Annotated in this window: 9 protein-coding genes; 7 read left to right on the top strand and 2 right to left on the bottom strand. The window is 39.0% G+C overall.

Going from position 1 to position 12998, the window contains the following annotated elements; all coding sequences use genetic code 11:
• Positions 1-16: 16 nt before the first annotated feature.
• Entirely contained in the window at positions 17-1537 is a 1521-nt protein-coding gene (locus Q4489_RS10950) for a dipeptidase (protein ID WP_303480174.1), read from the bottom strand.
• Between the two features lie 281 nt (positions 1538-1818).
• Between Q4489_RS10950 and Q4489_RS10945 the strand changes: the two genes are divergently transcribed.
• From Q4489_RS10945 to Q4489_RS10930, 4 genes are all read left to right on the top strand, one after another.
• A complete protein-coding gene (locus tag Q4489_RS10945; protein WP_303480173.1) occupies positions 1819-2298 on the top strand; it encodes a GNAT family N-acetyltransferase in 480 nt (159 codons plus the stop codon).
• Between the two features lie 122 nt (positions 2299-2420).
• On the top strand, positions 2421-2663 hold the full coding sequence (locus Q4489_RS10940; RefSeq protein ID WP_303480171.1) for a hypothetical protein: 243 nt from the start codon (positions 2421-2423) through the stop codon (positions 2661-2663).
• Positions 2664-2758: 95 nt separating this feature from the next.
• A complete protein-coding gene (locus Q4489_RS10935) occupies positions 2759-3856 on the top strand; it encodes an OmpA family protein (protein WP_303480166.1) in 1098 nt (365 codons plus the stop codon).
• Positions 3857-4016: 160 nt separating this feature from the next.
• Positions 4017-4442, top strand: coding sequence for a DUF3010 family protein (locus Q4489_RS10930; RefSeq protein WP_303480163.1), 426 nt, complete (start codon positions 4017-4019; stop codon positions 4440-4442).
• Between the two features lie 7 nt (positions 4443-4449).
• Here the strand turns inward: Q4489_RS10930 and Q4489_RS10925 are convergent, their stop codons facing one another.
• Entirely contained in the window at positions 4450-5208 is a 759-nt protein-coding gene (locus tag Q4489_RS10925) for an ABC transporter substrate-binding protein (RefSeq protein ID WP_303480160.1), read from the bottom strand.
• Between the two features lie 269 nt (positions 5209-5477).
• On the opposite strand from Q4489_RS10925, the gene Q4489_RS10920 reads away from it, so the two are divergent.
• The 3 genes from Q4489_RS10920 to Q4489_RS10910 are packed head-to-tail and all read left to right on the top strand — an operon-like array spanning position 5478 to position 12939.
• The gene (locus Q4489_RS10920) at positions 5478-6599 is read left to right on the top strand and encodes an efflux RND transporter periplasmic adaptor subunit (protein WP_303480159.1); all 1122 of its coding nucleotides are present in this window, start codon (positions 5478-5480) and stop codon (positions 6597-6599) included.
• Positions 6600-6623: 24 nt separating this feature from the next.
• Positions 6624-9884, top strand: coding sequence for an efflux RND transporter permease subunit (locus tag Q4489_RS10915; protein ID WP_303480156.1), 3261 nt, complete (start codon positions 6624-6626; stop codon positions 9882-9884).
• The gene (locus Q4489_RS10910) at positions 9871-12939 is read left to right on the top strand and encodes an efflux RND transporter permease subunit (protein WP_303480153.1); all 3069 of its coding nucleotides are present in this window, start codon (positions 9871-9873) and stop codon (positions 12937-12939) included. The genes Q4489_RS10915 and Q4489_RS10910 overlap by 14 nt, the downstream gene beginning before the upstream one ends.
• Positions 12940-12998 lie beyond the last annotated feature (59 nt).

Below are 12998 nucleotides of genomic sequence, written 5' to 3'. Positions count from 1 at the left end.
CTGAACCTAGTACGTATTACTTTGCTAATTCAACCATCGCTGCAGTATACATTTTCAAGTTCAAATCAAACTGTTTTTTCGTGATAAACTCATGCTCAGAGTGACCGGTATATTTTTCGCCGGGCATAGATGGACCAAATGCCACTGCCCCTGGAAATAAACGAGAATTAGTGCCTCCACCAATAGATATCGGCTGTGCGTTACTTATCCCGGTAAAGTGAGTAAATACAGATAATAACGTATCGATGTGAGGCGCGTCTGATTGTACAAACGGATCACCAATTTGGTGATCTAACTCAGTAAGTTCAGCAAGGTATTGTAACTTCCAACTTGCGATAGCTTGGGTAATTTCAGCCCTGAGTTGCGTAGCTGTTTTCCCCTTAGGGCGACGTATATTAATGTTTAATTCAAGACTATCTTTATGTTGTTTTATCACCGTAGGGGAAACTGTCATCGGCCCCATAAAGTCATCATGATAAGCAATTTCACCAAACTTTTTACCTTCTAATCCTAAGCCGATATTATCATTAATGAAGTTTACTAAAGTACCTGCTCCATTATTTGGCCAACGATGATCAGCTAGTAAGTCAGCTAAATATGGAATAGCATTAACTCCCTCTTGTGGCTTGGAAGAATGCGCTGACTTTCCTAAGGCTGTAATGGTTAATTGATTATCTTTTAAGGTAAAGTCAAAATTAACGCCTTGATATGATTGTGCTTTCTTCATTAATTTTTCTAATAGATTAATATCAGCATTTTCAATCACAGCCTTGGCATCTTCCGGTATTTGAGAGCCGAAATATCCACCCTCAAAGTGCTTGATATAAGTATCGAACGTTTGTTTCTGCAATTTATTAAACGCAATTTTTAACGTGCCGTAACCTTTCTCGGCTGTCACTACGGGGTATTCGGCATCAATTGTAATATTAGTCTGTGGCAACTCATGAGTTTTGACATAGTCTATTAACGGCTGCCAATCAGATTCTTCAGCCATATAAACATAAAGCTCAAGTCGTTTATTTAAAGGGATCCCTTCATCCTTAATGGCTTTCATCGCATAAAGTGCTGTTGCGATAGGACCTTTATCATCTTCAGTTCCTCGCCCAATTAACTTTCCTGGCTCACTCGTTGTGTCTAATTCAAAAGGAGACTTTACCCACTTATCAGGATTTGCTGGTTGAATATCACCATGGGTAATAATGCCCACTCTTTCTTTGCTGTTACCTAAACCTATGATGACAATATAACCATCATCTTGATAATCTAAACCAAGCGATAGTGCCTGCTGTTGAAGCTCTTTTTTAAACGCAATATGTGTTGGGTTTTGATCAGAAGGAATTCCTTTTGTCGCAACTGTATTATATTGTACTAATTTTGCTAAGCTATCTACCATAGCTTGTGAATAAGTATTTACGGCATACTCAGCAGTTTGCTGAGCAATATTACTCACCTTAAGTGCTTGGCTTGGTAGTGAAAACAAAGGCAGGCTGCAAATGACTCCTACCTTAACGAATTGATTAAATTTCGTAAGATTCAAAATATTCTCCAAAAAGTATAAAATTACTTTTATTAAAACTGTGGCATTCAACGAGTATTAAAAAGAGTTTAAACAAACTAAAAGTGTTACTTTTGTATTTGGGTCTGTTGCTATAACAAAAAATAGACAACTATTTTAAGTCATGGTTCAGCGCTAAAACAGCTACAATAAAGAAAAAAAACCACCTATACAGTTTTTCATCACTACAAATACACTAAATTATATAACCGACATTCATCATGTTTTAATACCATCAAAAATTTATACAATTAGGAGTTCATATGTCATTAACAATAAGGTCAGCAGTTATTGAAGATGCACCAACCATATTACACTTCATTCGCGAACTTGCTATTTATGAAAAAGCTGAAAATGAAGTTCATGCAACGGTAGCAACGATTGAATCAAGCATGTTTAATGCAAATTCTGGGGTACACGGGTTAATTTGCGAATTAAACGGTGATGCCATTGGCTTTGCGGTATATTTTTATAATTATTCAACGTGGCTAGCAAAACCTGGGCTTTATTTGGAGGACTTATATGTATCCCCACAATATCGAGGAAAAGGTGCAGGTATTGCTTTACTTAAACATCTTGCACAAACGGCAGTAAATAAAGAATGCGGCCGATTTGAATGGAGTTGTTTAGATTGGAATACCCCCTCTCGTGAGTTTTATGAATCATTAGGTGCAGAACCTCAACCTGAGTGGGTCGGATACCGTATGGCAGGTGATACGCTTTCGAACTTTGCCCAATCGTAGTAACCCCCCTATAAACAGTTGGCCAAGTTCAACTGTTTATTTAATCAAATTTCTCAATGAATACATCAAAAAGTTCAATAACTCCTATACTTAACATAGTCTCACATTTATAGGTACGAGTTATGGCAAAAGAAAATGAACTTGAAATTATCAGCCAACAAGATCTTGATAATTTACTGAGAATTAATGAATTCATTGAGCAAGAAGATGAAAATTCACTCGTGAGCGAACTTAAACAAGCAATTCTAGACTCAGGAAAACTAGAGTTATACCAATGGGAGTCATTACGAGATCACATTGCTGAAATTGAAGAATTAATTCCTCATATTGACTTAATCATTAAATTAAAAAGAGAAAATATTTAATACTGTGGTGAAAACTTAGTGTAGATACGTTAAAATTACCGCGCATTAACGTTTAAAAACGTTAAATTTTCATACAATTAATTAAGGATGACTACATGCGCACTTTATCGCTCGCAACTTTAGGCGTGACTTTAGCCTTAACTTCTCTTACCACTTCTTATGCACTCGCAACTGAACAACCAGACGCAGAAGAACTTGTAGGTAAAAATTATTTAGGTGCACACGGCCTTCACATCAATACAGATGATGATCGCTTAATCACAGACCCTAACTTCGGTACCACATCTCTCGATAATGGAGCAGGTGCAGGTCTTGAATTAGGCTACCGTATTACCAAAGACTTTGAAGCAAGACTGTCATACTCTTACATAAACTTAGACGCAAAAGACGATAGATTTGATGTTGCATCAGGCACAAACACAGCATTAGATTTGCTCTATTTCCCTTATCAAAAAAGTTTTTACATGGTAGCCGGAGCCAACTTTCTAGATGTTGACCACTCAAACCTTTCTCCTGGCGTAGGTGCGGGTTACCGTCACTACATCAGCAATAATGCTGCTTTCTACTTAGAAGGCCAAGGTATGTATCAACTTGATGATAATCATGTTGATTTTGTTAGTAAAATTGGCTTTATTTATTACTTTGGTGATATTGACTCTCCGGCGGCAGCCCCTGCAGCCAAGCCGGTTAAGCCAGCAAATAATCAACAAGAACAATTACCTGCTGATTCAGATAAAGACGGTGTTCCTGACGCTGTTGATAAGTGCATGAATACACCGTTAAACAATAAAGTGAATTCTGTTGGCTGTACAATATTTATGGAACGCGAAAAAGTGATGGATTTATCGGTTCACTTTGCTCACGATAAATATGAAGTAAAACCAGAAGCGCTTCCAGAAATAGAACGTGCGGCGAAGTTTCTTAAGCAATATCCGCAAGAATCTATCACAATAAATGGTCATACTTCTGCAGTTGGTGATGATAAATATAACCAAGAACTTTCACAAAAACGTGCTCAAGCAATTGTAAACATACTAACAGAGCAGTTTAACATTGACAGTTCACGCTTAACTGCTGAAGGTCATGGTGAAAGTGAGTTATTAGATTCTGCTAACACAGCTGCAGCTCATGCTAAAAACAGACGAATTGAAGCACGAATTGTCGGCACCAAACGTGTACCCGTTCAACGCTAACCATTAGCTTAAAGCATCTAATAAATTTGATACAGGCTGGATAACTTCCAGCCTTTTTTATAGCTACTCTTCAACAATCGCACAATTTAGTCTAAAAACTACTACTGACTCAGCATTCATTCCTTTATAATGTGAAAAACTTTAGTCAATAGGTCATTCAATGAAAGCTTGTGGTGTAGAACTTAAAGGCAATGATGCCGTTATTTGTGTCATGTCAAAATCAATGGGTTTGTATGATATTCCTCAGGTTCGTGTACCAAGAATTACCATCGATAACGCAGGTAACTCAGAAGATTTACGTAAATTCCAATTCACTTTTGCAAAATTTCTAGAAGATTACCAAATTGATAAAGTTGTTATTAAAGGCCGTGCACTTAAAGGTAAATTTGCCGGTGGTGCTGTTGGTTTTAAATTAGAAGCTGCTATTCAATTGGTTGAAGGCATTGATGCAGAAATTTTATCCGCTTCCATGATCAAATCGACCATCGCTAAATCACCAGTGCCAATAGACTTTAGAGATACTGGGTTAAAGAAATTCCAAGAAACCGCTTTTCAAACCGTTTTTGCTTATTTAGAAAGTAACTAACTTCATATCAGGGCTTAATAAAGTCAAAATGAAAGTGGTTAGCTTTGATTGATTCAATCTGACCACTTTTTTGTAGCTGATCAAATGCTCGTTGATATTTTAATACGGTCGCATCAGGCGTTTGTTTACTGAAAGCCAACCATAAGCCATTACCCCAGTTTTCAATGGTTATTAGTCGTATAAGTTCGCTGGGTGAACGGCCTGCTTGTGAGGCTAAATTAGTAATGGCTATTTCGCTTCCGAAAAGTAATTCTACTCGCCCATTAAACAATAAGTTAACCATTTGATCAGGGCTGGAAACTCTTGCTAAGCGTTTAAAGCCTTTGTTAGTTAATTGTTTATCTTCAAAGGCATTACCTGTCACTGCAATGATCTTCTTTTTTGCTTCATCTATATCAGTTATATGGTTTTTCTTTTTATCTCTTAAGGCATAGAAATAATGCACGTTTTCATCTATTTTACCCACCCATTTAAATAATTCATCTCGGGCAGGAATACGATACATAGAAAAAATTAATACATTTTTTTGCTCTTGCGCTTTACGGTAAGCACGCTTCCATGGAAGCACTTCAAAGGTAATGTCATCCCCCAACTGTTTACCCAACGCTTTAACAATTTCAACTGAAAACCCCGAAACATCGTGGTTACTTTTTAACTGCTGATAAGGCGGTAAATGTTCTGTCACAGCAATAATATGAGTTGCATGAGCAAAAAGACTGACTGATAAGCAAAATAAAAAAGTCGACCACTTTACAATTGCTTGCATGCTTACCTCCTATCACCCACTAAACTTTTTGTCATTAAGCCTTTATGTCACCAAACTTAAAAAAGTTCAAGCAAAAACGCTATAAACTCCCTTTTTAAAATACGCTATAACGCGATATTTTGTTAGTTACGCAGCGTTAAAAGAAAAGATGAATTAATGGCAAAAATGTCAGTAGACAAGTGAAAATAACATAATGAATTCATTTGTTTTCACTTGATAATCACCTATCATATCCGCAGAAAACTATAACAACATTAAAAGCAGGTACAATGTCGTTGCAAAAATCACTTAATCAAATACTTCTTACACTTAGTTTATTAGCACTAATAGCCTGTTCAGGCGAAGAAGGTCAGCTAAGTAGAACTGAACAAAAAGATAACAAAGAAAAAAAACAAGAATTTGCAATTCCAGTTGAAGTCACATTTTCCAAAGTAGGCGATGTTGCAAAGTATTATCAAACCACGGCTGTATTAGAGGCAGAACAAGAAAGTAAAGTTGTTAATGAAGTAACAGGAATGCTTGAGTCTATACATGCACAAGAAGGTCAAAAAGTAAAAGCAGGTGACTTACTCGCTCAAATAGATCCTCAAAGTTACGAGCTTGATTATGAACGAGCAAAAATTGACTATATGTCAGCTAATTCTGAATACCAACGAAGCCAACCTATTGACGGTGAACAGTTAATTTCTGAGAAAGACCTTGATAAACTCAGATTCAGAGTGCAAACCACAGAGAACCAGTTAGCATTAGCTCAAATTAAACTACGTAATACTAAAGTGGTCTCTCCTATCGACGGCGTTGTTGCTCAGCGATCTGTAAAAGCGCACAACATGTTAAGTAATGTGGGTAACGATATGTTCCACATTGTTTCATTAAACTCGCTTATAGGTATTGTTTATTTACCTGAGTCTGAGCTAAACCAAGTAAAAGTGGGTCAAATTGCTAAATTAAGTTTTCCTGCTGAGCCGTCTTTATCGTTAGAAGCAAAAGTACTGCGTATCGCGCCTTTGGTTGACAGTCAATTAGGGACATTTAAAGTTACCTTAACCATCGACAATCAAAGTGGAACATTAAAACCAGGTATGTTTGCTCGTGTTGCTTTACTGCTAGATAGCAAGCAAGCAGTCACCATGATCCCTGAAAGTGCAGTAATAAAAAAAGATGGTAACGCTACAGTATTTACCGCAAACGATAACCGCGCTAAAAAACTCGACGTCAAGCTAGGTTACTCACAAGACGGCTGGATAGAGGTCATCACACCATTAGCAAGTGATGATGGGGTGATCACAGTTGGTCAGCACGGCTTAAAAGACAATGCACTTATAAATGTACTTAATAAAGACAAAAGTGCTGCGTTATCACATTCTGACGACAACTCACAGCAGCTTTAAGCAACACTGAAGTAAGGATTATTTATGAATATTGCTAGGCTTGCTGTAAAGCGCCCAGTCACTATTACTATGCTCGTGTTGGCTGTAATGTTGTTCGGCATGGTAGGGTTTTCACGCTTAGTTGTGTCACTTTTACCTGATCTAAGTTACCCAACACTGACAGTAAGAACAGAAAATTCAGGGGCTGCTCCAGCGGAAATAGAACAGTTGATATCAAAGCCTATTGAAGAATCAGTGGGTGTTGTAAACGGCATTCGCAAATTACACTCTATTTCAAAGCCGGGACAATCTGATTTAATCATTGAATTCCAATGGGGAACCAATATGGATCTCGCCATTATGGAACTACGTGAAAAGCTCGATATGGTAGTGTTACCTGTAGAGTTAAGAAAGCCAGTAATATTACGATTTAATCCATCATTAGACCCAATTATACGTCTAAGCATTTCAGGTGAGGCACATACCAATGAACAATTACGTACACTAAGAACGTATGCAGAACAAGAACTAAAACGTGCCCTAGAACCAATTGATGGTGTAGCTGCCGTGCAATTAAGTGGTGGTCTTGAACAAGAAGTTCAAGTGCTGCTCGACCAACAACAAGCGATGATCCGCGGCATAACAGCAGAGACAATTAGCAACCGTATAAAAAGTGAAAACATTAATGTATCAGCAGGCCGAGTATATGACGGTCAACAAGAGTTTCTAGCGCGTACCCTAAACCAATTCACTAATATCGAAGAAATTGGTAATGTCATCATCAAACAAGAAGAAGGCCAAACAGTCTATCTCAAAGATATTGCAAAGGTTATGGATGGCGTAAAAGACCGTCAAGATATCACCCGTGTTAATGGCAATGAAGCCATTGAAATGGCATTGTATAAAGAAGGTGACGCCAACACTGTGGCAGTAGCCAAAAAGGTACAAGCCAAAATACAACAGTTGCGAGAAAATTTACCAGAAAATACAGAGTTAAAACTCTTATCAAACCAAGCTGAATTTATTGAAAAAGCCATTGATGAGGTAAAGCAAACAGCCATTATCGGCGGTATTTTAGCTATCCTAGTTCTCTACCTTTTCTTAGGTAAATTTACCCCTACCCTTATTATCGCACTGGCTATTCCAATCTCCATTGTTGCAACCTTTAATTTAATGTTTGCCAACGATATTAGCCTCAACATTATGTCGTTAGGTGGTATTGCCTTGGCAATTGGTTTACTCGTAGATAATGCCATTGTGGTGTTAGAAAATATCTACCGTAAAAAAGAACAAGGTGAAAATACAGAGCAGGCGGCCATAGATGGTACAAACGAAGTGTCTGGCGCAGTAACAGCATCTACCTTAACAACCCTCGCCGTTTTTGCTCCATTAGCCTTTGTTACTGGGTTTGCGGGTGAAATATTTAGTGACCAAGCTCTGACCGTTACTTTTGCTTTACTCGCATCGTTATTAGTAGCGTTAAGTTTTATACCAACCTTAGCTTCACGTCAGTTTTCTCTTCCAGAAGACAACCATATTACAAATACTGAAACCAGCCCCGACACAGTTAACACTGGTGGTCGAAAATGGCTTGGCTATATCTTCATGCCATTCACCTTCGTATTAGTAAAAATTCCCTGTTTTATTGGCCGTTGGTTACTAAGAATCGCTATGATGATAGCGAAAATACTTAGCTGGCTTGCCAATAAGATTATGCGCCCTGCCTATCTCGCTTTTAATAGCGTTTATACCTTGTTTGCTAACAGTTATGAGAAGATTCTTAAATCCGCCATGCAGCAGCGAATGGTTGTTGTCGTTGTTTGTTTCATTTTTGCCATCGCTATTACAAGTTTGCTGCCGAAGGTTGGCATGGAGTTAATGCCTGAGGTGGCGCAAACCGAGCTCACCTTAGAGTTAACCCTTCGTCAAGGTACACCGATTGAAAAAACTGATCAGCAGTTAAACCTATTAGCGCGCTCTGTGGTAGATATGCAAGGTGTCATCCACACTTATACGATGTCAGGCACCGGCAGCTTAATGATGAGTAGCGCTACACGTGGTGGTTCTCATTGGGGGCAACTCGTTGTTAAAACCCAAACACCTGAACAATTAACCGCAGTACAACAACAGTTAAGAACCCAGCTAGCAGCAATGGCAAACACCAACGCAGAATTTACTCAAAGTAAAATGTTTGAGCAAGAACGCCCATTAGTTGTCGTACTTAGTGGCTATCAATTAAATGAACTTAAATATTTCTCTGATAAATTACTAGCGACGTTGCAGCAACAAAGTCGCTTTGCCGACGTCACCACAACCCTACGTGAGGGGCAGCCTGAATTAAAAATTGAGTTTGATCATCAAAGACTCAGCCGCCTTGGGTTAACAGCAGCTGGCATTACAGATATATTAGCAACCAAAATTGGTGGCGATGTTGCAAGTAAATATAACCTAGATGATCGTCAAGTAGACATCAAGGTGCAAGTTGAACGTGATGCACGCAATTCTGTTAATGCAATACGAGATATGATCGTTCATGGTCAAGATGGTCAAAGTGTCCCCTTATCTTCGGTAGCACAAGTAACCGAGTCAATTGGACCAAATGAAATTAACCGCCTTGACCAAGCACGCGTTGCTATTATTACAGCCTCTGTAAACCATGGCGATTTATCTACAGCAGCGCAAGTTGTGCGTAGCGAAGTTGCAGCTTTAGGCTTACCTGAGCATATTTACAGCCAGGTAATTGGCCAAAACCAACAAATGGAAGAAGCGTATTCTTCATTGATAATGGCATTACTACTTGCAGTATTCTTAGTTTACTTGGTAATGGCGTCTCAATTTGAATCTTTGTTAAACCCATTCATTATCTTAATCAGTGTACCACTGGCTGTGCTAGGTGCGATATTCGGATTATTTATTACCGGCACAAATTTAAGCGTTATTACCTTCATTGGCCTGATCATGCTAAGTGGTATTGTCGTTAATAACGCCATCGTATTAATTGACCGTATTAATCAACTACGTTCTAAAGGGATGGCAATGATTGACGCGATATTTGACGCTGCAACATCTCGATTACGCCCAATAATAATGACAACCATGACGACAGTTTTAGGTTTATTACCTATGGCAATGGCAACAGGTGAAGGTGCCGAATTACGAGCGCCACTGGCTATTACCGTTATGAGCGGTTTATTACTAGCGACGTTTTTAACACTGGTGTTGATCCCTGTTTTATATAGCTTGTTTAATCGAGAAAAAGTCACTAACACCGCTAGCTTTAACAAGGCCGAACATGAAACAAGGTAAACTTAAAAAAAACTTAACCGCTTTGGCACTAAAGCGGCCAGTGACCTGTTTCATGCTAATGGTTTCAATGTTTGTTGCTGGCCTTATTAGTAGCAAGCTTATTCCGCTTGATAGCTGGCCCGCAGTTAATGCGCCACAAGTTAATGTACAAATATCTTATCCTGGCTCAACGCCAGAAGAAATTGAACGTTTAATTACCAAGCCTCTTGAAGAAGCAATGTCAACGATGAACGGCGTAAATACCATTCGTTCTCGCACCACCGCTAGTTGGGCAAATTTGTCGCTTCAAATGAAGTTTACGACTGACCTTAACAGCGCGATTTTAGAAGCGAGAGAAAAAGTCGACATGGTAAGGCACTTGTTACCTGAAGACTTAGAACGTATCAACGTAAGAAAATTTTCAACACAAGATATGCCGGTGGTAGAGCTCACTTTGCTGAGTGAGAAATCGCTCACGCATGATTACGAGTTATTAGAAAATCAACTCAAAACACCGTTAGAACGCATTTCGGGCGTAGGCCGTGTAGAACTATACTTACAACAACCACGTATCTGGATCCAACTTGATCCTGATAAATTAGCCATGAACCGTGTCGATATTCAAGCCGTAACACAGGTATTGCGTGATGCAAACTTTTTAAAGTCTGTCGGTGAAGTTCACACCAGCGATTATCGTTATACCGTTACCCCACAAGGTCAATACCGCAACATTGAAGATATTCGTGCACAACGAATAAACGAGCGAATTCGGTTATCAGATATCGCGAGTGTTGAATACGCCCTTACTGAGCGCGAGTGGCAACGCCGTGTGAATGGTGTACCTGCTGTTGGGTTAGATATCTTCCGAGAATCTGATGCCAATGTGGTAGAAATATCAAATAAAATTAAAGCGGTGCTTGATAATGCAATGCAGAATCCGCGATTACAACATATTACCCTTGACTATGATCGTGATGATGGCAACAGCGTTGAAGTGTCTATAGCTTCTTTACTACAAGCTGGTGCGATAGGCGCGATTCTGTCATTTTTGGTGTTATGGTTTTTCTTACGAAATCTAAAACTCACCAGTGTTGTTGTCTTAGCCGTTCCTGTCTCGCTCAGTATTTCACTGGCAGTTATATACTTTATGGGTTTTAGCTTAAATATGTTAACCCTGATTGGCCTTATCATAGCAATAGGTCTACTAATAGATAATTCAGTCGTGGTGTGTGAAAGTATTTTACAGCAACGCGCACAAGGCGACCAAGGCGCATCAGCAGTGATAGAAGGTGTTGATAAAGTCAGTACCGCTATTTTAAGCGCCACGTTAACGACTGTAGTTATATTTTTACCTTTGCAAATGGGCGATAGCAATTTTTTAACAATAATGCTTCAACAAATAGCAGTGTCGATATGTGTTCCATTATTAGTCTCATTATTAGTGGCCAAAACATTAATTCCCCTGTGTATGTATCGCGTGCTACCCAACAATGCTAGCGAGAATGAATCTGGCTCAGATACTGCTCAGCAAAAATACCGTGCATTTTTAAGCTGGGGATTAACACACCCAAAACGTGTAGGAGCATTTTTCTTAGTGATGTTCATCAGTGTTATGGCGGCTAAGAGCATTGTTGATAAAAGTTCGAGTGACGCACAGTCAGAAAAAAGACTGCGGATATTTTATGAATTTACGGGTGAGCCGGATCTAGAAAAAAAACTTGATTACCTTAAGCAAGTTGAATCTTATTTATTAACCCATAAACAATCGCTCGGCATACACAAGCTTTATTCTGGTGTTTTTAGTCGTGGTGCTTGGTCAAATATTAGATTTGTAGAAAACTTACCCCGCCCCATTGATGAAATAAAAAATGAAATCAAAGAAAACTTTCCATTATCGGCTTATGCAAAAGCTTCATTGCAACGAGCTGAAGGCTCTCGCACCGCGGTAAGTGTTTATTTACATGGGCGTTCAACTGCGAAACTAAATGACATAGCAACACAATTGATCCCCGTTGTTGAGGCTCATCCACACTTTTCAGACGTAAAAAATAGTGCTGAGGGTGAAGTATACGAAATGCAACTTATCGTTAATCGCCAACGTGCTATGCAATTGGGGGTGTCAACACAAGACGTTGCGTTTAACATTGGTAATGCGGTTCGAGGGATCAACCTAAAAACCATGCGCACTACAGATAAAGGTGAAGTAGAAATTGTAGCAGGCTACTTTGAAAAAGATGCTATTCCAATGGAAGATTTTAAACGCTTACCAGTAATGGAATCGAACGGAGCGGTATTAACGTTGCAACAATTAGTTGATATTGAAACGCGTCCTGCACCGCGTACAATTTCTCGCATGGATCGTCAAACTCAACTCTCAATTGACATGAATATTGAAGAAGTGAGCCACAAAAAAGCCGCAGAGTCATTAGATGAACTAATGAGCGCTATTACCCTGCCTAAAGGTTACTCTTGGGGGCTTGGACCAAAGTTTGCTGAGCAAGATGAGTCATTAAACGATATGGTATTTAATATGATCATCGCACTATGTTTGATTTTCATGATCATGGCCGCTTTATTCGAATCACTACTATTGCCAATCGCCATCTTAAGCTCTATTGGCTTAGGTTTTGTTGGCGTATATTGGACCTTTGCTATATTAGGCATAGGGCTTGGTGAAACAGGCTTACTCGGCATGCTAGTGCTCATGGGTATCGTGGTTAACAACGGTATTGTACTTATTGATCAAATTAACCGCTATAAAGGCACTGCTGAGCATTTGCAACAAGCGATTATTGATGCCTGTTCAACTCGTTTAAGGCCTATTTTGATGACAGTTGCCACCACTGTTATTGGTATGTTGCCTGTGCTTTTTGATAGTAACTCAGCAGATTCAGGTGTATTAGATTATAAGCCTATGGCGATCGCTATTATTGGCGGCTTGATTTTCTCAACTATTACCAGTTTAGCGTTTGTTCCTTATTGTTATTATATTCTCTATCGTCTTGGCCACGGTGCAAGTAATAAAGTGGCTAAAGCAAGAGCATATGCAAATCAAAAACTGGCAAAGCTAAATTAAGTGTAAGAAATCAGTGTTAAGTACCCCAGAACAATACTTAACACTGAATTATCGTGTCT

Source organism: Thalassotalea sp. 1_MG-2023 (genome assembly GCF_030546745.1).
GTDB lineage: Bacteria > Pseudomonadota > Gammaproteobacteria > Enterobacterales > Alteromonadaceae > Thalassotalea_C.
Note: the sequence above shows the minus strand (reverse complement) of the source record. Positions and strands in the feature narration are given on the sequence as shown.